Genomic DNA, 20,699 nt, shown 5'->3' with positions numbered 1-20,699 from the left:
ACAAAGGCCTTCTTTCTCTCTAAAAAATAGAGAGCGCCTAGTATGTCGGCGCTCTAATTTACATTTAATGGTCCCTTAATCGTCTTCTTGAATGTTTAATATTTCCAAAATACGTTCTAAGTCATCTTCTGAGTAAAATTCGATTTCAATTTTACCTTTATTATTCGCCTTTTTAATTTGGACATTTGTACCAAAATAATCTCTTAACTGAGATTCCTTCGCTACAACAAAAATATCCTTCTTCTTCGGCTGCAATGTTTCACGTGAAACTTCTTCATTTAAATTTTGCACTAAAATTTCAACTTGGCGTACGTTTAAACCTTGTTTTATAATCTTGAGTGCAATTTCTGGAATTCTTCGTTTATTTTTCAATCCAAGTAACGCACGTCCTTGCCCCATTGATAATGTACCGTCATTCATTAATGCACGAACATCCTCTGGCAAAGCTAATAATCGAACGTGATTGGCAATATGTGGCCTACTCTTCCCTAATCGCTTGGATAGCTCCTCTTGTGTTAAGTGTAAGTTTTCCATTAAACTTTGATATGCTTCTGCCTCTTCAATAACTGTTAAATCTTCACGCTGAAGGTTTTCTAATATTGCAAGTTCCATCATTTGTGAGTCTGTTAGCTCTTTAACAATGGCTGGTATTATGTCTAGCCCAGCTATTTGTGCTGCTCTAAAACGACGTTCGCCCGCTACAATTTCGAATTTCCGCGCCTTTTTTCGTACAGCAATCGGCTGTAAAATACCATGCTCTTGAATTGAATCTGCTAATTCTTTCAACGCTTCTTCATCAAATATTTTACGAGGCTGAAATGGATTTGCGACTATTAGCTGTAGTTGTATTTCTTCTACTTGTCCGCTTTGTTCTAACGATTCCCCTGGAAATAGAGCACCAATACCTTTTCCTAAACCTTTAGCCATTTTTAATCACTTCCCTCGCCATCTCTAAATAAACTTCAGCTCCTCTTGATTTTGCATCATAAATGATAATAGGCTGTCCATGACTCGGAGCCTCACTTAATCTTACATTACGAGGAATTATTGTTTTATATACTTTATCTTGAAAATATTTTTTTACTTCATCAATTACTTGCAACCCTAAATTGGTTCTTGCATCAAGCATTGTTAATAATACACCATCAATATATAGCTGCTGATTCAAATGCTTCTGCACTAAACGTACAGTGGACAATAATTGGCTTAAACCCTCTAAGGCATAATATTCGCATTGCACAGGAATAATCAACGCGTCCGACGCAGTTAATGCATTAATCGTTAAAAGCCCTAGTGACGGTGGACAATCAATAATAATATAGTCATAGTCTTCTTTCACATCTTGAAGCGCGTGCTTTAAACGTACTTCCCGAGAAATAGTTGAAACCAATTCAATCTCTGCTCCCGCTAGTGAAATGGTTGCAGGAACGATTGATAGATTTTCTACATTTGTTTGTTGCACGACATTTTCAACATTTTCATCATCGATTAGGACATCATAAATACAACTTTGTATTTCACCTTTATTAATGCCAAGTCCACTTGTTGTATTGCCCTGTGGATCTGTATCGATTAATAGCACTTTTTTCCCCAAGTATGCCAGACAAGCGCTCAAATTGACCGATGTCGTTGTTTTACCTACGCCACCCTTTTGATTGGCGATTGCTATAATTCTACCCATTTAAAAGCACCTGCTTTCATCTATCAAAGTTTGCTTTGACAAATCCATTTGTAAAATCATTGTTCAATACCGCTATCTTAATTATCATTCTATCAAAAAAAACGAATAGAGTTGTATAAAATATTAAGAATATATACAAAAAAGGAGGTATCTTAGAAATAATTCTAAGATCCTCCTCTGTACAGAAGATATATTACAGTACAAATTACTTTTTTAGTATAATTAAATATTCATTAAGATTTCTTCTTTTTAGGTATTTTCACTGTAATTTGATAATATTCTTCCGTATCTTCTTCCTCTGTTTTAACCGTTATACCACTTTTCGTCACCATTGATAGCGATTGCTTAATCGTATTCAATGCGATACGAACATCTTTACTTATCGCTTTCCTTTTCGGCTTCAGCTTTTTAGGAACATCTTCTTCTTGATCCACCACTTCAGGATGTAGCAATGTATGAATATGCTCTTCTAGTTGACGCACATTCCAATCATTTTCAATTGCTGCTTGCAAAATTTCTAATTGCAAAGGTTGGTCTTTAATTGCAATTAGTGCACGTGCATGTCTTTCAGAAATTTGACGCTTTAAAATAGCTTGCTGTACTTCTTCAGGAAGCTTTAATAGACGTAATTTATTGGCTACCGTGGATTGTCCTTTTCCTAGACGTTGAGCCAGTGCTTCTTGTGTTAGTTCATGAAGCTCTAATAATTTTTGGTAGGCAACCGCTTCTTCAATTGCCGTTAACTCTTCACGCTGAAGGTTTTCGATTAATGCAATTGATGCTGTTTCCTTATCCGTTAAATTTCGTACAATCGCAGGAACTTCCGTCCATTGTAGCTTTTTCATTGCTCGGTAACGACGCTCACCGGCAATGATTTCATATTGATTGTTTGCTGTGCTACGTACAACAATTGGTTGAATCACACCATGAGTATGAATGGTTCTTGATAATTCTTCAATTTTTTCGTCATCAAAAATAGTACGTGGCTGAAAACGGTTTGGTACAATTTGATCGATTGGAAGCTTAATAACCTCTTCTGTTGTACGAACCGCCTCTGCTTGTTCTACTTCATTTTCCACAATAGGCTCTGCTTTATTTCCGCCTCCAAAAAAACGTGAAAAAGGACTTTTCATCCAAGTGGCACCACCTTTAAGTAACTATCTTGCTCTGTCTCATTCTATTATTATTTATTATATTTCCTAAAATGTATATAGTTCATAGATGTCATTTGCGTGAACCATCCATAACTAGTATGTATGCTCAAACTAGAGAAAATATTTTTCCAGTTCGAGAAGTTTCACATGAAACACTAATTATTGAATAGGTGTTTTATTTGGTACACCAGGTTTACGCGGGTATTTTTTTGGTGTTCCTTTTATTTTATCAAAAACATATAAAGTACGTTCACTTTCTTCAACAGGTAAAGAGAAAGAATATTCTTCTTTTAGTGAAACACCTAACGTAATCAATGCTTTTTTTGCATCTTTTAATTCTTCAGGACCTGCAGAAGCCTTTAATGCTACAAAATAACCACCCTGTTTTGCCAATGGCACACATAATTCTGATAGTACAGACAAGCGAGCTACTGCACGGGCTGTCACAACATCAAATTGCTCACGATATTTTACATTTTGACCAAATTCCTCTGCGCGTGCATGAACAAAATGCATATGGTCTAACTGTAATTCATCACTTAAATGATTTAAAAATGTAATTCGTTTATTTAAAGAGTCTACAATTGTTACTTGTAAATGTGGAAAGCAGATTTTAATTGGAATACTTGGAAAACCAGCTCCTGCTCCTACATCACAAACTGTTGTTACCTTTGTAAAATCAAAATAAAACGAGGCACTAATTGAATCATAGAAATGTTTTAAATAGACCCCTTCAAAATCTGTGATAGCAGTTAGGTTCATCTTTTCATTCCACTCGACAAGCAGTTCAAAATACTTTTTAAACTGTGCAACTTGCTTTTCAGAAAGCTCGATGCCCTTGTCCTTCAATGCCTCAATAAATTGTTGTTCGTTCATGTAAGGTCTCCTTTTAAAAATGGCTCAGTATAGTCTAATTGCTGTTTGTCATGTCTATTAGGAAGCAATCAACCTCGAGGCATAATATAGCCTAAAAATAGGAAGCGGGCACAATGGTATGCCCGCCTCTTATTCACTTTGCTGTTCCTCTATTATTCGCCACTTACACGTGCGATTTTTCCTTGTTCGATGTAAACAAGTAAAATCGAAATGTCTGCAGGGTTTACACCAGAAATTCGAGACGCCTGTGCAATAGAAAGTGGCGTTACTTGTTTTAATTTTTGTCGTGCTTCTGTTGCAAGACCTGAAATGGCGTCATAATCAATGTTTTCTGGAATTTTTTTATTTTCCATTTTATGAAGCTTTTCAACTTGTTGCAATGCCTTTTCAATATATCCTTCATATTTTAGCTGAATTTCGATTTGCTCTTTTATTTCATCCGTAAATTCAATATCAGCTGGTATTAATGAAGAGACTAAATCATAGTGCATTTCCGTACGTTTTAATAAATCTGCGCCACGGATTCCATCTTTCAGTTCACTACCACCTACAGAGCGAATGGTAGATTGCGTTACTTCATTCGGTTTAATAATGACTTCACGAAGGCGTGCAATTTCATTTTCAATTAACGATTTTTTCTCCATGAACTTTTCGTAACGTTGCTCTGATAACATACCCATTTTATAACCATGTTCTACTAAACGTAAATCTGCATTATCATGACGCAGTAGTAAACGATATTCAGCACGAGATGTTAGGAGACGATAAGGCTCATTCGTACCTTTCGTTACTAAATCATCGATTAAGACACCAATATAAGCTTCTGAACGGCTTAAAATCAGTTCTTCTTTACCAAGGGCGTTGGCAGCGGCATTCATCCCTGCCATTAAGCCTTGAGCAGCGGCTTCTTCATAGCCGGATGTTCCGTTAATTTGTCCTGCTGTATATAAACCTTTAATGCGTTTTGTTTCTAACGTTGGCCATAATTGCGTTGGCACAATGGCATCATATTCAATAGCATAGCCTGCACGCATCATTTCAGCTTGTTCTAAACCTGGAATTGATTTTAGCAAACGCTGTTGTACATGCTCAGGTAAGCTTGTCGATAAACCTTGCACATAAACTTCTCGAGTATTGCGTCCTTCTGGCTCTAAGAATATTTGGTGGCGTGGCTTATCATTAAAACGCACGACTTTATCTTCGATTGAAGGACAATAACGCGGGCCAGTTCCTTTAATCATACCTGAGTACATCGGTGAAAGATGTAAATTCGCCTCAATAATTTCATGTGTTTGAGGGCTTGTATATGTTAACCAACAAGGAAGTTGATCCATGATGAATTCAGTTGTTTCAAAACTAAATGCACGTGGGGCATCATCACCTGGTTGTATTTCTGTTTTTGAATAATCAATTGTACGGCTATTTACACGAGGCGGTGTACCTGTTTTAAAGCGTACAAGGTCAAAACCTAATTCTTTTAAATTATCCGCTAAGCGAATTGATGGCTGTTGGTTATTTGGGCCACTTGAATATTTCATGTCCCCTATAATAATTTCACCACGTAGGAATGTACCTGTTGTAACTATTACTGCGTTGGCACGATAAATAGCACCAATTTGTGTAATAACACCTTTTACTTCGTCTTCTTCAATAATCAGCTCTTCTACCATCGCTTGATGTATAGTTAAGTTTTCATTTTCTTCTAATACACGTTTCATTTCTTGTTGGTATAGTACTTTGTCCGCCTGTGCACGTAATGCACGAACAGCTGGACCTTTCCCTGTATTCAACATACGCATTTGAATATGCGTTTTATCAATAACTTTCCCCATGACCCCACCTAGTGCGTCAATTTCACGTACGACAATCCCTTTTGCAGGGCCACCAATGGATGGGTTACATGGCATAAATGCAATCATATCTAAGTTGATTGTTAACATAAGCGTGTTAGCGCCCATTTTAGCAGCAGCATACGCAGCTTCTGCGCCTGCATGACCCGCTCCAATAACAATCACATCAAACGTGCCTGCCTCATATTGTGTTGGCATGCTCGTATCTTCCCTTCTCTAGTAGAATTATTTTCCTAAACAGAACTGTGAAAACAGCTGATTTATTAGGCTTTCTTGCACTGTATCCCCAATAATTTCACCAAGTATTTCCCAAGTTCTTGTTACATCTATTTGCACCATATCAACCGGTACTCCAGCCTGTGCTCCAGCTAATGCGTCCTCTACGGTCGCTTGCGCTTGGTGGAGTAATGCAATATGACGTGCATTTGATACATATGTTAAATCGCCCGCTTCAATTTGACCCTCGAAGAATAATGCAGCAATTGCTTCCTCTAATTCTGTTATTCCTTCTTCTTGTAAAAGAGACGTTGTCACAATACGATGACTACCTGCTAATTCTTTTACACGATCTAAATCGATTTTTTGCGGTAAATCTGTTTTATTGACAATGACGATATAATCCATCGCCTCAATTGTTTCGAAAAGACGTTCATCCTCAATCGTTAATTCATCTGCATAGTTTAATACGAATAAAATTAAATCTGCGCTTTGTAACGCCTCACGAGAACGTTCAACACCAATTCGCTCTACAATATCTTCTGTTTCACGAATGCCGGCCGTATCGACTAAACGAAGAGGTACGCCACGTACATTTACGTACTCTTCTATAATATCACGAGTTGTACCTGCTATATCTGTCACAATCGCTTTATTTTCTTGCACTAAACTATTTAAAAGTGAAGATTTCCCTACGTTCGGTCGTCCTAAAATAACAGTCGATAAGCCTTCACGTAAAATTTTTCCCTGAGATGACGTTTGTAAAAGTTTAATAATTTCATTACGCACCCATGTACATTTTTCAAGCAATACGGGCACTGTCATTTCTTCTACATCATCATACTCTGGATAATCTATATTAACCTCTACTTGCGCTAATGTCTCTAGCAATGCTTGGCGTAAATCACCGATGAGGCGAGATAATTTCCCATCCATTTGACCAAGCGCTACATTCATCGCACGATCTGTCTTCGCTCGAATTAAATCCATCACCGCTTCGGCCTGCGATAAATCAATACGTCCATTTAAAAATGCACGTTTTGTAAATTCACCTGGCTCTGCAAGTCTTGCACCATTCGTTAATACTAATTTTAATACTCGATTAACTGACACAAGTCCTCCGTGACAATTAATCTCGATTACATCCTCACGCGTGAACGTTTTCGGTCCTCGCATTAACGATAGCATGACTTCTTCTACTACCTCATTTGTTTTAGGATCCACTAAATGCCCATAATGAATTGTATGTGAAGCCTGCTTCGTTAAACTTTTCCCACCAGGCGATTTAAATATTTTATCTGCAATGGCTACTGCTTCATCTCCACTTAAGCGAACTATAGCAATAGCACCTTCACCCATAGGTGTGGATATCGCAGCAATTGTATCGAACTCCATTTCATTACCTCCTCAACGTTATCCACATGTGGATAATTAAAACCGATCAACACTTTCTAACATCTTAGACTAACATATTTTCGATAAAATCTAAAGTAAGGATAATTTCCAATTGTGGATAAGCTAGAATTTTTAATCCTTCATCCAGTTTTGAAACTTGCAATATCCGACATATTACGACTTGTTTTATGGGTACACACATTAATTGGCTTATAAGACATTAAAAAACGGCCACTTTATCATAGATAAAATGACCGTTTTTTTTATAGCATATGTCTGTATGCCTTTTCGTAAAGAGAGCCTATGCTTTCTTTACTGGTTCAATAACTAAATAGCGATTCGGTTCTGTTCCTTCTGAAAATGTTTCAATATCAAGGCGATTCGCTAATTGATTATGAATAATTTTTCTTTCGTATGATTGCATCGGCTCAAATGCCACACGTTGATTTAAACGAAGTGCCTTATCAGCCATACGATCCGCCAGTTGCTCTAAGGCTACTTGACGACGTTCTCGGTAGTTTTCAACGTCTAATTTAACCATCAGGAACTGTTTAGCCGTTTTATTTAATACAAGTTGTGTTAATTGCTGTAAGGAATTTAACGTTTGACCGCGTTTCCCTATAAGCAGCGCTGCCTTCTCACTATTCAATTGAAACATCACATATTTACCTTCGCGCTTTGTTTCAATTTCAAGATCTTGAATGTCCAATTGCTTAGCTATACTCACTAGGTAAGCCTTTGCTTCTTCTATTGGATTTATAGAGTGATCTTCTTCCTCTTTTTTCTCTTCTTTAACTACTTGTTGAATAGCTTCAATATCCATTGGTTGTTCTGAAACTTGTGAACTTGATTTTTCAACGTCATCCACTACCTTTTGTTCGTTCAATTGCTCAGTAGCTGTATCGCCTTGCTCAGCTACTCTTTCCATTTCTGTAGTTGGACGAACTTGTACTTCCTTTACAGTCACACGCACTTCTGCAGAACGTGCTCCAAAACCTAAAAATCCTTTTTTACCTTCTTGTAAAACTTCAACATCTACTTGTTCACGGGTTTTGCCAAGTTTCTGTAACGCCAATGAGATCGCTTCTTGTGTTGTTGCGCCTATTTGCGTAAGTTGTTTCACTTTTTAGCCCCTCCATTTTGAGCAGGTTGTGTTTTATTTTTTTGCCAAGGTTTATAAATATACAGGTTTTGAAGAATCGAGATAATATTCCCGATTACCCAATATAGTGATAATGCAGCTGGTAACGCCATACCGAAACCGATAATCATGAATGGCATAATATACATCATTATTTTCATTTGAGGGTTATCCATTGCTGGGCCCGTACGTAAAACGAAAAATTGCATGATACCAGCAATTATTGCCAAAGCAGGTGCAGATTCTGCTAATGGGAAGATAAAGAAATTTCCTAAATCAAAAGCAGGTGTAGCATTCATTCGACTAATCGCATGATAGAAACCAATCAAAATTGGCATTTGAATGACTACTGGTAAACATCCAGCAACTGGGTTTACACCGGACTCACTCATCAGCTTCATCATTTCTTGCTGATACTGTTTCTGTGTTTGTGCATCCTTAGAAGCATACTTCTTCTGCAATTCCTTCAATTTTGGCTGAATTTCTTGCATTTTTTTAGAGCTCTTCGTTTGTTTAATCATCAATGGAAGAATTGCTAAACGAATAATAATTGTTACCGCAATAATCCCCCATGCATACGTACCAAGTAAATCAGCAAAATATTTAATTGCTGATACTAACGGCCAAACAATGAATTCATTCCAGAAGCCTTGGCTTTCTTTGGATATTGGTTCATTAAATTCTGTACATCCAGATAGTAGTAATGCTACTGATACTAGCGACAAAATCACCCAAAGTTGTTTCTTCAACCGTCTTCCCCCTACAATTACTATTCACTTTTCTTAAATCTATATGCGTTGTCTTTATTCAATTTTATAATTACGACTGAATAAAGTTATCAGTTATTTTATCATGCAAATTAGCTTTCACTCTACTAAATATGCCAATAATTATAGGCTCATGCAGTAATGTGTTTACTAAATTAACATAAGTTATCGTGGAATCTTTTATAAGTGTACTTTATCGCCACTTTGGTTGCCGTATGTATTACGATTTCTTCAATACTCTAGCAATTCGTAGTACATGCTGCAAACTTTGTTTCACTTCATGAAAATCCATAGTGGCCGCCGGATGTCTGGCGATAATAACATAGTCCATATTCGGCTTTAGTTCATCTTTTAATTCATGAATACTTTGTCGAATATAACGTTTAATTTGGTTGCGTGTTACCGCATTACCAAGTTTTTTACTAACTGATAAACCTACACGAAATTCTGTTTGTCCCTCTTTTGGGAAAAAATAAACGACAAACTGTCGATTCGCGAAAGATTTACCCTTTTTAAACACCTTTTGAAAATCCTCATTCTTTTTCACTCGTTGGCGTTTTTTCATTACTTTCACCTGCTACTAAATTATACTTTTGATCCTTATCGGCTTCAAAAAATAAAGAAAAAAAAGACCACTGATGTGGCTCAGTGGACTTATTTTATGCTGATAAAACTTTTCTTCCTTTACGACGACGAGCAGCAAGAACTTTGCGACCGTTTTTCGTGCTCATACGTGCGCGGAAACCGTGAACTTTGCTGTGCTTACGTTTCTTTGGTTGGTAAGTACGTTTCATTGTATATAGACACCTCCTGAATGAAAGTTGAATTTTTCAACATACAGACCTGCATATTATATAAAGTAAATAGCTACTTTGTCAATGAATTTTATAAAATTCTTTTAATCCGTCTAATCTATGTTTTTAATTTCTCTCTTTTAAATTATCCACAGAATACTTGTTTTTTTTACACAGACCTGTGTATAGTATTTTTTGCCTTATTTTTTATCCACAACGGTTATCTACAGCTTTTTCACATAAGCAGTCCTTGTGGACAACTCAATAGTGAGTAAATCAAGGTTGTGTGGATAAGTTTCATAAACTATTGAAATAGCTTTGTTTTTCTGATACGATTACTGTGCTTCACTTTGTTGAAAACTAAAACGAACTATTCTTTTATCCACAACTGTTGATATGCTGTGGATAATTTTTATCACAGCCTTTGGTTAAGTATTATCCACAGCTTGTGATTTTGTGGATTAGTCGTAAAATGAACGTATTTACTTATCACATAAATGCACTATATTTTTTTATTGCTGTATATGTATTGAACTGTAAAGGAGAATAGCAGCTTGGAACATTTAGAAGAATTATGGAATAATGTCCTGGCTCAAGTTGAACAAAAAATTTCTAAACCAAGCTTTGAAACGTGGCTAAAGTCTACAAAATTACTTTCTTACAATGGAAGTGGTTCGACAGTGACAATTGCCGCGCCAAATTCGTTTGCTCGAGACTGGCTTGAAAATCATTATATTCATTTGATTACAGGTATATTAACGGAGCTAACAGGCGAAGACTTGCTTATTAAATTTGTTGTTCAAAAAAACCAGGATTCGGACGATTTTGACTTACCAGCGCCGATTATCCAAGCTAAAAATAACGACCATCATGATATTTCACCAGGAATGTTAAATCCGAAATATACATTTGATACGTTCGTTATTGGCTCTGGAAACCGCTTTGCTCATGCTGCATCATTAGCTGTCGCTGAGGCCCCTGCAAAGGCTTATAACCCTTTCTTTATCTATGGGGGAGTAGGGCTTGGCAAAACGCATTTAATGCACGCTATTGGCCATTATGTGTTAGAACATAATCCAAATGCAAAAGTCGTGTACTTATCATCAGAAAAATTTACGAATGAATTTATTAACTCTATTCGTGATAATAAAGCACTCGATTTTCGCAATAAATATCGTAATGTAGATGTTCTGCTAATTGATGATATTCAATTCCTTGCTGGAAAAGAATCAACTCAAGAAGAATTTTTCCATACTTTTAACACATTACATGAGGAATCAAAACAAATTGTCATTTCTAGTGACCGTCCACCAAAGGAAATCCCTACTTTAGAGGATCGCTTACGTTCTCGATTTGAATGGGGGCTTATTACAGATATAGCACCACCAGATTTAGAAACACGTATTGCCATTCTACGAAAAAAAGCTAAAGCGGATGGTTTGGATGTACCAAACGAGGTAATGCTCTATATCGCGAACCAGATTGACTCCAATATCCGGGAGCTTGAAGGTGCGCTTATTCGTGTCGTAGCATACTCATCGCTAGTTAACAAAGATATTAATGCTACATTAGCTGCTGAAGCGTTAAAAGATATTATTCCTAATACGAAGCCAAGAACTGTAACTATTTTAGACATTCAAAATGCTGTAGGAGAGCACTTTAATATTCGTTTAGAAGACTTTACAGCTAAAAAACGAACAAAACTAATCGCCTTTCCTCGACAAATTGCGATGTTTTTATCGCGCGAATTAACAGATTTCTCATTGCCGAAAATTGGCGAAGAATTTGGTGGTCGTGATCATACTACAGTTATTCATGCTCATGAAAAAATATCTTCGATGTTGAAAAATGACACTCAGTTGCAACAAGATATTAAACAAATTCGTAGCATGCTAGGGAAATAATCTTGTGGACAACTCAAATATTTAAACACAAACTTATACACAGTCTATCTACATGTGGATAGACTGATTTTATTCACATAGAAGCACTTATCCACAAATCCACAGGGCCTATTACTATATCTTTTATATTTAAATAAATAAATAATATAAATATGTGAGGGAAAAGAAATGAAATTTGATATTTTACGTGACCGTTTACTAGAAGGTTTAAATGATGTCATGAAAGCAGTAAGTTCAAAAACAACTATTCCAATATTAACGGGGATTAAAATTGATGTGACGAACGAAGGAATTCGTTTAACTGGTAGTGATGCTGATATTACAATTCAAACATTTATTCCAGTAGAAGAAGATGGACAACAAATTATACACATTACAGAAACAGGTTCAATTGTTGTACAAGCACGTATGTTCAATGAAATCGTACGTAAATTACCAACAAATGAGGTAGAAATTCAAGTTACAACAGGTTTCCAAACGCATATTCGCTCAGGTAAATCTGAATTCCATTTAATTGGCTCAGATGCAGCTGAATATCCTTTATTACCCGAATTAACCGAAGATCAAAAATTTACTATACCTGCAGACCTATTAAAATCAATTATCCGTGAAACAGTATTTGCTGTAGCTACTTCAGAAAGCAGACCGGTGTTGACAGGTGTAAACTGGCAGATAAAAAATGAAACATTAATCTGTGTTGCAACAGATAGCCATCGTTTAGCAAGACGTAAAGTACAACTAGAAGATTTACCAGAAGTTGAACATAGCGTCGTAATTCCTGGTAAAAGTTTAAATGAGTTAAACAAAGTGTTAGAAGACTCTACAAACCTTGTCCAAATTGTTATTACAAGTCAGCAAGTATTATTTAAAACAGGAGATGTATTATTCTTCTCTCGCTTGCTTGAAGGAAACTATCCAGATACATCACGTTTAATTCCAGAAGAATATCAAACAAATGTAACGATTAACGGTAAAGCATTGTTACAAGCAATCGATCGTGCATCACTTGTGGCGCGAGGTGATCGTAATAATGTCGTGCGATTTGAAATTTTAGACAGTCAAGCGGTTGAAGTTTCATCGAATTCTCCGGAGATTGGTAAAGTACAAGAAGAAATACTTGTTGAAGCATTAGAAGGGGAAAACTTAAAAATTTCCTTTAGCGCGAAATACATGATGGAAGCATTGAAAGCAATCGATGGCCAAGATGTAGTGATTCAATTTACAGGCGCTATGAGACCGTTTATTTTACGTTCTGTGCACGATGATGCAATTCTACAATTAATTTTACCAGTACGAACATATTGATCATCTAATTTTTATTAGTTGAGCAATGCTGAGAAAAGATATTTGTTTTACGTTTACTTTATTTGGATAAACTTTGGGATAGTCGCTAGTTGCGGCTATCTTTTTTTACTTATGCTGCATTTTTAGGTATGATAGAGAGATAGACATTCTGTATTTGGAGGGTAACACAGCTATGAAAGACATTGAAATCGACGTAGAGTTTGTCACATTAGGGCAACTTTTAAAAATGACCGATGCTATTAGCTCAGGTGGAATGGCAAAATGGTTTTTACACGAAAATGATGTTTACGTAAATGGCGAGGTAGACGATCGCCGTGGTCGCAAATTACGTAACGGAGATGTTGTAAATATCCCTCGATCTGGCCGGTTCCGAATTGTTGGGCCTCTTGGACAATAAATTATGCATATAGAGCAGTTAAAACTTACAAATTACCGTAATTATGACGCATTGACGTTAAATTTCTCTCCAAAAATAAATGTATTTATTGGTGAAAATGCCCAAGGGAAAACAAATGTCATGGAATCTATCTACGTATTAGCGATGGCTAAATCGCATCGTACGACGAACGATAAAGAATTGATACGTTGGGATTCAGACTATGGTAAAATAGAAGGGGCCGTTCAAAAAAGGCATGGTATTTTACCGATAGAGCTTACCATTACGAAAAAGGGCAAAAAAGGTAAGATTAATCATATTGAACAAAGTCGCTTGAGCCATTACATTGGTCAAATGAATGTAGTGATGTTTGCGCCAGAAGATTTGAACGTTGTAAAGGGAAGCCCGCAAATACGACGACGTTTTATCGATATGGAGATTGGTCAAATTTCGCCAGTCTACTTACATGATTTATTAACCTTTCAAAAGATTTTAAAACAACGTAATCATTATTTGAAGATGAATCAGGGCAAGGTAATGACGAACGACGTGATGTATGATGTTTATAATGAGCAGTATATTCACGCAGCTACCCAAATTATTCGAAAAAGATTTCAATTTATGGATTTGTTACAGGAGTGGGCAGAACCAATTCATGCAGGAATTTCACAAGGCAAGGAAACTTTAGTTATTAAATACCGCACCGTAGCAGGTATTGATAAAGGACTTACGACTGGTGAAATTGAAGATCTCTTGCTTAAAAAGCTAATAGAGGTTAAGGACCGTGAATTTGATCGTGGCGTCACTATGGTTGGTCCACATCGAGATGATTTGCAATTTTTGGTGAACGACTATGATGTGCAAACATATGGCTCCCAAGGGCAGCAACGTACAACTGCTTTATCATTAAAGCTTGCCGAAATTGAGTTAATTAAACAAGAAACAAATGAAACACCCATTCTACTTTTAGACGATGTATTGTCGGAACTCGACGATTATCGCCAATCGCATTTATTAAATACCATTCAGGGTGAAGTCCAAACCTTTGTAACGACTACAAGTGTTGATGGAATTCATCATGAGACGATGGAACATGCACAGCTGTTCCACGTGAAACAAGGTGCGATTGAAGAAAGTTAGCCAGGGAGTTTTTTAGATTATAAAAGAATGGTAATAGTCAGCTCGGTTGACTGTTCATTCATTTACACACAAAGATGTTATGAAGGAGTAGATGGAAGCCGTGGCTATAGAAAACGAAGGTTTACAAGATCAAGCGTATGAAGCCGATCAGATACAGGTATTAGAAGGTTTAGAAGCAGTTCGTAAAAGACCAGGGATGTATATCGGTTCAACAAGCTCTAAAGGACTTCACCATTTGGTGTGGGAAATAGTTGATAATAGTATTGATGAAGCACTTGCAGGATTTTGTACGGATATCTCAGTTACGATTGAAAAAGATAACTGGATTCGTGTAGAAGATAATGGGCGAGGAATTCCTGTAAGTATTCAAGAAAAAATGGGTAAACCAGCTGTCGAAGTAATTATGACAGTGCTCCATGCCGGAGGTAAATTCGGCGGTGGGGGTTACAAAGTATCTGGTGGTCTTCATGGTGTAGGGGCGTCGGTTGTAAATGCTTTATCAATCGAGACAATCGTTCAAGTTCACCGTGAGGGACATATCCATGAAATAAAATTCGAACGTGGCCAAACTAAACAGGCATTAACTGTTATTGGTGAAACAGATCATAACGGAACAACTACTCGTTTCAAAGCAGACCCAGAAATTTTCAAAGAAACAACCGTTTATGAATTCGATATTTTAGCACACCGTATTCGCGAACTAGCGTATTTGAATCGCGGTATTCGAATTACAATTGCAGATGAGCGTGAAGATGAGATACGTTCTACTACATATCATTATGAGGGTGGTATTCGTTCTTATGTAGAGCACTTGAATAAATCTAAAGAGCCTATCCATGAACCAATCGATGTTCTTGGTGAAAAGGATGGTATTTCAATTGAAATTGCAATGCAATATAATGCAGGCTTTTCTTCGAATATATTCTCATTCGCTAATAACATCAATACGTACGAGGGTGGTACACATGAGTCTGGCTTTAAAACAGCACTGACTCGTGTTATCAATGATTACGCGCGTAAAAATGGTTTATTAAAAGAAGCAGATGCCAACCTTACAGGTGAAGACGTTCGAGAAGGGTTAACGGCTATTGTATCTATTAAGCATCCTGATCCGCAATTTGAAGGACAAACGAAAACAAAGCTCGGTAACTCAGAAGTAAGCCAAATTACGAATGCATTATTCTCAGATGGATTTGAACGTTTTATGTTAGAAAATCCAACTGTAGCACGTAAAATTATTGATAAAGGCTTAATGGCTGCTCGCGCACGTGTAGCAGCGAAAAAGGCTCGTGAATTTACACGCCGTAAATCAGCGCTTGAAGTATCAAGTTTGCCTGGTAAACTTGCGGACTGTTCTTCTACAAATCCTGCAGAATGTGAAATTTACATTGTAGAGGGTGACTCTGCCGGTGGTTCAGCAAAATCTGGACGTGATCGTCACTTCCAAGCGATTTTACCTTTGCGTGGTAAAATTTTGAACGTTGAAAAAGCACGATTAGATAAAATTTTATCGAATGCAGAAATTCGAGCAATGATTACAGCATTCGGTACTGGTATTGGTGAGGAATTTAATTTAGAAAAAGCCCGTTATCATAAAATCATTATTATGACGGATGCCGACGTAGATGGAGCGCATATCCGTACGTTACTTTTAACATTCTTCTTCCGTTTCCTAAGACCGCTAGTAGATGCTGGCTATATTTATATTGCACAGCCACCACTATATCAAGTGAAGCAAGGTAAGCATGTTGAATATTGCTATGATGATATTGCGCTACAAGAGATTTTAGGAAGATTATCAAGTATGCCAAAGCCTGTCGTTCAACGTTATAAAGGTCTTGGGGAAATGAACGCAGAGCAGCTATGGGATACAACGATGGATCCAGAGCATCGCACATTATTACAAGTAGAATTAGATGATGCAATTAAAGCAAACGAAGCTTTCGAACGCTTAATGGGCGATGAAGTAGAACCTCGTCGTCAATTCATTGAAGAAAATGCAGTATACGCTAATTTAGATATTTAATTTTTCTTGAGGGGAGGTCTACACTTTGTCAGAACAAGAACGCTCCGGAGTAAAAGGAGTTAATATAACAGAAGAAATAGAAACATCCTTCCTCGATTATGCAATGAGTGTAATCGTTTCGCGTGCATTACCAGATGTGCGCGATGGATTAAAACCAGTTCATCGTCGTATTCTGTACGGCATGCAAGAGCTAGGTAATACAGCAGATAAAGCGTATAAAAAATCAGCACGTATCGTTGGGGATGTAATGGGTAAGTACCATCCACATGGTGACTCCTCTATTTATGATGCAATGGTACGTATGGCGCAAGATTTTAGTTATCGTTACATGCTAGTTGATGGTCACGGGAACTTTGGTTCTGTCGATGGCGACGGAGCTGCGGCGATGCGTTATACAGAATCACGTATGTCTCGTATTGCAATGGAAATGCTTCGTGACATAAATAAAAACACAATTGACTACACAGATAACTATGACGGCTCTGAAAAAGAACCAATTGTTTTACCAAGTCGCTATCCAAACTTATTAGTTAATGGTGCGGCGGGGATTGCCGTTGGTATGGCAACAAACATTCCCCCACATAATCTTGGGGAAACGATTGATGGAGTGTTAGCACTATCTGAAAATCCTGCAATTACAACGGAAGAATTGATGGAAATCATTCCAGGCCCGGATTTCCCAACTGGGGGAATAATTTTAGGGCGTAGTGGTATTCGCCGTGCTTATGAAAGCGGCCGTGGCTCAATTATTATTCGAGCTAAAGTAGAAATTGAACAAAAATCTAATGGTAAGGAAACAATTCTAATTCATGAATTACCTTACCAAGTAAATAAAGCAAAACTAATCGAAAAAATCGCTGAGCTAGTACGCGATAAAAAAATCGATGGCATTACAAATTTACGTGATGAATCTGACCGCCGTGGTATGCGAGTAGTTATTGAAGTACGAAAAGATGCAAATGCTAATGTAGTCTTAAATAATCTATATAAACAAACAGCGATGCAATCAAGCTTTGGTGTTAATATGCTGTCGTTAGTAAATGGTCAACCAAAAGTAATGGGCATAAAAGAGATGCTTTATCATTATTTAGAGCATCAAAAAGTCATTATTCGTCGCCGTACTGAATTTGACTTAAAGAAAGCGGAAGATCGTGCGCACATTTTAGAGGGCTTACGTATTGCACTTGACCATATCGACGAAATTATTGCGATTATTCGTGGTTCTCGTAGCGGTGAAGAAGCAAAACCACAATTAATGGAACGATTTAATTTATCTGAACGTCAGGCGCAAGCAATTTTAGATATGCGCTTAGTCCGTTTGAGTGGATTAGAACGAGAAAAAATTGAAGCAGAATATCAAGAGTTACAAGTGCTAATTGCAGAATTAAAAGCAATCTTAGCTGACGAAGCTAAAATTGTTGAGATTATTCGTACTGAAATATTAGAACTTAAAGAGCGCTTCAATGATGCCCGTCGTACAGAAATTACATCTGGCGGTATGGAAATGATTGAAGATGAGGATTTAATTCCTGTAGAAAATTCGGTTGTTACTTTAACGCATAATGGTTATATTAAGCGCTTAGCTGCAAATACATACCGCAGTCAAAAGCGTGGTGGCCGTGGTGTACAAGGAATGGGTACAAACGATGATGATTTCGTAGAACACCTTATGAATACTTCTACGCATGATACTATTTTATTCTTCACAACTAAGGGGAAAGTATTCCGTGCAAAAGGTTACGAAATTCCTGAGTATGGCCGTACAGCTAAAGGTTTACCTATCGTTAACTTACTCAACATCGATAAAGGTGAAAAAGTTACTGCAATGATTCGCGTAGATTCATTTGATAAGGATGCTTATTTTATCTTTACGACGAAAACAGGTATTACGAAGCGTACACCAGTATCGCAATTTGCTAATATCCGTACAAATGGCTTAATTGCTATTAGTTTACGAGAAGATGATGATTTAATTGCTGTTCGTTTAACGGATGGAGTAAAGCAAGTTATTATAGGTACACGGGACGGGATGCTTGTTCGTTTCCAAGAAGATGATATTCGATCAATGGGTCGTACTGCAGGCGGTGTCCGTGGTATTAAACTACGTGACGGCGATGAAGTAGTTGGAATGGAAATCGTTGAACCAGGACAAGAAATTTTAGTTGTTACCGCAAAAGGCTATGGTAAACGTACAACCGAAGAGGAGTATCGTTTACAGAGTCGCGGTGGCGTTGGTTTGAAAACAATTCAAATTACCGACAAAAACGGTCCTATGGTAGCTGTTAAAACTGTCGATGGTTCTGAAGATTTAATGCTTATTACAATCAACGGAATGCTTATACGTATGGATGTAAATGATATTTCATTAATCGGTCGTAGTACTCAAGGAGTTCGTTTAATTCGTTTAGGAGATGACGAACTGGTTGCTACTGTAGCGAAAGTGGAAAAAGAAGACGAAGATGCGTCTGACGAAGATGAAAATGAACAAATAGAAGAATAAAAAAAGGCCGATGACGACAGCTCTAGTTGCTGCTCATCGGTTTTTATTATATATCATGAAAAATAAGTAATAATTTTGAAATTCGTGATAATATATTAATAGACCTTAATTTAAGTAAGTGAAATAGTAAAGAGGTGTTTAATTTCGTGGAAACGGTACATGTCCCAATTTCAGAATTACGTTTAGGAAAAGTTATTTCTGAAGATATTTTTGCTAATACACAATATCCTATTATCTTTAAAGATACAGTAGTATCCCATGAACATTTACAAGTTTTCAGTGCATTTAATATTTCAAGAGCACCTGTATATAAAGATAGTATAAAAGATGTTTTAGTAGAAACCGAAAAAGAAATAGATTTTGCTATACAACCGGAAGCTATCCCAACCTTTAAAAGAGTTTACGACAATTCTGTGGAACAATTTAAAAAGGAGTTCAAAAATTGGGAGGCTGGTGCAAAGGTAGATATTACAAAAGCTCGTACAATTATTTTGCCTTTACTAGATATGGTATTAGAAGATCGTACTATAATTTTTAACTTAAACGAGTATTCTAATCCTAAAGATTATTTATATCATCATTGTGTAGGTACAGCTTTGATTTCTTCCGTTATTGCTCAAAAATTAGGTTATGATAAAGGGTTAACGATTCAAATCGCGATTGGCGGTTTATTAGCAGATTGCGGAATGGCTAAAATTCATCCACGTATTCGTGATAAAAAAACGACTTTAACCGAACAAGAATTTTCAGAGATTTATAAACATCCTATATATAGCTACAACATGATAAAGGATTTAACAATTTTAAAAGATACAGTAAAAGAAGCTATTTTTCAGCATCATGAGCGCTTAAACGGAAGCGGCTATCCTAAAGGTGAGAAAATCGCTAATATATCTATCTTTGCTCAAATTATTGCTGTTGCGGATGTTTTTCATGCTATGACATGTGAGCGTATCTATCGATCTAAACAATCTTCGTTTAAAGTTATAGAAATGATTAATGAGTCAGAGTTTGGAAAATTTGATATTAAAGTAGTAAGAGCACTGATTGATTTAGTGGCAGACCTACCTATTGGTACAATTATTGAGCTTTCAAATCTAGAGCGCGGGGAAGTAATGTTTGTTAACAAATATGCTCCAACTCGACCAATTATTAAATTAAGTATTACTGGTGAGATTTTTGATTTAGGTAAAAATCGTACTTTTTATATTTCACGAATAATTACAAACGAATAGCATGAATAAAGTATTAATAAGGCAGTCATTAAGGTTCTGATTGCCTTATTAACTTGTTGTAATATATGAGTGAATTAATGTTATTAAAAACTATTTTAATTTTTTTAGAGAAAGTGTTGACATAGATTATGATACTTGGTATTATTAATGAGTCGCCAAGAGGTGACACGCAAAATGAAACAAAATGAACCTTGAAAACTGAACAAGCAAAACGTAATCAATATAGTTTTTATTAGCTAACTTCGTTAGTGAACGAAACAAAATTTTGGACATCAAAATTGATGCCAGCAAAACAATTTGAGCTAATCAAATTTCTTTTATGGAGAGTTTGATCCTGGC

General features: G+C 36.6%; 17 protein-coding genes. 7 read left to right on the top strand and 10 right to left on the bottom strand.

All coding sequences use genetic code 11. From position 1 onward, the window contains the following. Positions 1-75 precede the first annotated feature (75 nt). The 10 genes from ACIQXJ_RS20520 to rpmH form a co-directional block, all read right to left on the bottom strand. Positions 76-927: a ParB/RepB/Spo0J family partition protein gene (locus ACIQXJ_RS20520; RefSeq protein ID WP_403057106.1), complete on the bottom strand. Its 852-nt coding sequence runs from the start codon at positions 925-927 to the stop codon at positions 76-78. After that, positions 920-1,681 (bottom strand): ParA family protein, encoded by a 762-nt coding sequence (locus tag ACIQXJ_RS20515; protein WP_173479136.1) that lies wholly within the window; start codon positions 1,679-1,681, stop codon positions 920-922. The genes ACIQXJ_RS20520 and ACIQXJ_RS20515 overlap by 8 nt, the downstream gene beginning before the upstream one ends. Before the next feature lie 233 nt (positions 1,682-1,914). Continuing rightward, positions 1,915-2,814 carry a nucleoid occlusion protein gene (noc, locus tag ACIQXJ_RS20510; RefSeq protein WP_403057104.1) on the bottom strand — a complete coding sequence of 300 codons (900 nt, stop codon included), beginning with the start codon at positions 2,812-2,814 and terminating at the stop codon, positions 1,915-1,917. Positions 2,815-2,994: 180 nt separating this feature from the next. Further along, positions 2,995-3,711 (bottom strand): 16S rRNA (guanine(527)-N(7))-methyltransferase RsmG, encoded by a 717-nt coding sequence (gene rsmG / locus ACIQXJ_RS20505; protein WP_401012247.1) that lies wholly within the window; start codon positions 3,709-3,711, stop codon positions 2,995-2,997. 152 nt (positions 3,712-3,863) lie between these two features. Beyond that, on the bottom strand, positions 3,864-5,759 hold the full coding sequence (gene mnmG, locus ACIQXJ_RS20500; protein ID WP_403057101.1) for a tRNA uridine-5-carboxymethylaminomethyl(34) synthesis enzyme MnmG: 1,896 nt from the start codon (positions 5,757-5,759) through the stop codon (positions 3,864-3,866). Between the two features lie 27 nt (positions 5,760-5,786). Beyond that, positions 5,787-7,172, bottom strand: coding sequence for a tRNA uridine-5-carboxymethylaminomethyl(34) synthesis GTPase MnmE (mnmE, locus tag ACIQXJ_RS20495; protein ID WP_403057098.1), 1,386 nt, complete (start codon positions 7,170-7,172; stop codon positions 5,787-5,789). A 301-nt stretch (positions 7,173-7,473) separates the two neighbouring features. Continuing rightward, positions 7,474-8,295, bottom strand: coding sequence for an RNA-binding cell elongation regulator Jag/EloR (jag, locus tag ACIQXJ_RS20490; protein WP_403057095.1), 822 nt, complete (start codon positions 8,293-8,295; stop codon positions 7,474-7,476). Next, positions 8,292-9,062, bottom strand: a complete 771-nt coding sequence (gene yidC, locus ACIQXJ_RS20485; protein WP_173479130.1) for a membrane protein insertase YidC — start codon at positions 9,060-9,062, stop codon at positions 8,292-8,294. Before yidC ends, jag begins: the two co-directional genes overlap by 4 nt. A 238-nt stretch (positions 9,063-9,300) precedes the next feature. Further along, positions 9,301-9,645 (bottom strand): ribonuclease P protein component, encoded by a 345-nt coding sequence (gene rnpA, locus ACIQXJ_RS20480; protein ID WP_340821516.1) that lies wholly within the window; start codon positions 9,643-9,645, stop codon positions 9,301-9,303. A 94-nt stretch (positions 9,646-9,739) separates the two neighbouring features. Continuing rightward, on the bottom strand, positions 9,740-9,874 hold the full coding sequence (rpmH, locus tag ACIQXJ_RS20475) for a 50S ribosomal protein L34 (protein WP_004233310.1): 135 nt from the start codon (positions 9,872-9,874) through the stop codon (positions 9,740-9,742). Positions 9,875-10,428: 554 nt separating this feature from the next. On the opposite strand from rpmH, the gene dnaA reads away from it, so the two are divergent. The 7 genes from dnaA to ACIQXJ_RS20440 all read left to right on the top strand — a co-directional run bounded on the left by dnaA (position 10,429) and on the right by ACIQXJ_RS20440 (position 20,360). Further along, the gene (gene dnaA, locus ACIQXJ_RS20470; protein ID WP_401012240.1) at positions 10,429-11,778 is read left to right on the top strand and encodes a chromosomal replication initiator protein DnaA; all 1,350 of its coding nucleotides are present in this window, start codon (positions 10,429-10,431) and stop codon (positions 11,776-11,778) included. Between the two features lie 168 nt (positions 11,779-11,946). Further along, the gene (gene dnaN / locus ACIQXJ_RS20465) at positions 11,947-13,083 is read left to right on the top strand and encodes a DNA polymerase III subunit beta (RefSeq protein ID WP_403057092.1); all 1,137 of its coding nucleotides are present in this window, start codon (positions 11,947-11,949) and stop codon (positions 13,081-13,083) included. 172 nt (positions 13,084-13,255) lie between these two features. After that, positions 13,256-13,480 (top strand): S4 domain-containing protein YaaA, encoded by a 225-nt coding sequence (gene yaaA, locus ACIQXJ_RS20460; protein WP_403057089.1) that lies wholly within the window; start codon positions 13,256-13,258, stop codon positions 13,478-13,480. A gap of 3 nt (positions 13,481-13,483) precedes the next feature. Continuing rightward, positions 13,484-14,599, top strand: coding sequence for a DNA replication/repair protein RecF (recF, locus tag ACIQXJ_RS20455; RefSeq protein WP_403057086.1), 1,116 nt, complete (start codon positions 13,484-13,486; stop codon positions 14,597-14,599). 91 nt (positions 14,600-14,690) lie between these two features. Continuing rightward, positions 14,691-16,625 (top strand): DNA topoisomerase (ATP-hydrolyzing) subunit B, encoded by a 1,935-nt coding sequence (gyrB, locus tag ACIQXJ_RS20450; protein ID WP_403057083.1) that lies wholly within the window; start codon positions 14,691-14,693, stop codon positions 16,623-16,625. A gap of 25 nt (positions 16,626-16,650) precedes the next feature. Next, positions 16,651-19,125 (top strand): DNA gyrase subunit A, encoded by a 2,475-nt coding sequence (gyrA, locus tag ACIQXJ_RS20445; RefSeq protein WP_403057080.1) that lies wholly within the window; start codon positions 16,651-16,653, stop codon positions 19,123-19,125. A 146-nt stretch (positions 19,126-19,271) separates the two neighbouring features. Next, positions 19,272-20,360: an HD-GYP domain-containing protein gene (locus ACIQXJ_RS20440; protein ID WP_403057077.1), complete on the top strand. Its 1,089-nt coding sequence runs from the start codon at positions 19,272-19,274 to the stop codon at positions 20,358-20,360. Positions 20,361-20,699: the final 339 nt, after the last annotated feature.

The sequence above is a fragment of the Lysinibacillus sp. NPDC097868 genome (assembly GCF_044761135.1).
In the GTDB taxonomy this organism is placed as follows: domain Bacteria; phylum Bacillota; class Bacilli; order Bacillales_A; family Planococcaceae; genus Lysinibacillus.
This window is presented reverse-complemented; position numbering and strand designations above follow the sequence as displayed.

Excerpts from the sequence above, each read along its gene's own strand:
- ACIQXJ_RS20515 (WP_173479136.1), bottom strand. The coding sequence starts at position 1,681 with ATGGGTAGAATTATAGCAATCGCCAATCAAAAGGGTGGCGTAGGTAAA.
- rpmH (WP_004233310.1), bottom strand. The coding sequence starts at position 9,874 with ATGAAACGTACTTACCAACCAAAGAAACGTAAGCACAGCAAAGTTCAC.
- rsmG (WP_401012247.1), bottom strand. The coding sequence starts at position 3,711 with ATGAACGAACAACAATTTATTGAGGCATTGAAGGACAAGGGCATCGAG.
- mnmG (WP_403057101.1), bottom strand. The coding sequence starts at position 5,759 with ATGCCAACACAATATGAGGCAGGCACGTTTGATGTGATTGTTATTGGA.
- recF (WP_403057086.1), top strand. The coding sequence starts at position 13,484 with ATGCATATAGAGCAGTTAAAACTTACAAATTACCGTAATTATGACGCA.
- yaaA (WP_403057089.1), top strand. The coding sequence starts at position 13,256 with ATGAAAGACATTGAAATCGACGTAGAGTTTGTCACATTAGGGCAACTT.
- mnmE (WP_403057098.1), bottom strand. The coding sequence starts at position 7,172 with ATGGAGTTCGATACAATTGCTGCGATATCCACACCTATGGGTGAAGGT.
- dnaN (WP_403057092.1), top strand. The coding sequence starts at position 11,947 with ATGAAATTTGATATTTTACGTGACCGTTTACTAGAAGGTTTAAATGAT.
- ACIQXJ_RS20520 (WP_403057106.1), bottom strand. The coding sequence starts at position 927 with ATGGCTAAAGGTTTAGGAAAAGGTATTGGTGCTCTATTTCCAGGGGAA.
- gyrB (WP_403057083.1), top strand. The coding sequence starts at position 14,691 with ATGGAAGCCGTGGCTATAGAAAACGAAGGTTTACAAGATCAAGCGTAT.
- noc (WP_403057104.1), bottom strand. The coding sequence starts at position 2,814 with ATGAAAAGTCCTTTTTCACGTTTTTTTGGAGGCGGAAATAAAGCAGAG.
- rnpA (WP_340821516.1), bottom strand. The coding sequence starts at position 9,645 with ATGAAAAAACGCCAACGAGTGAAAAAGAATGAGGATTTTCAAAAGGTG.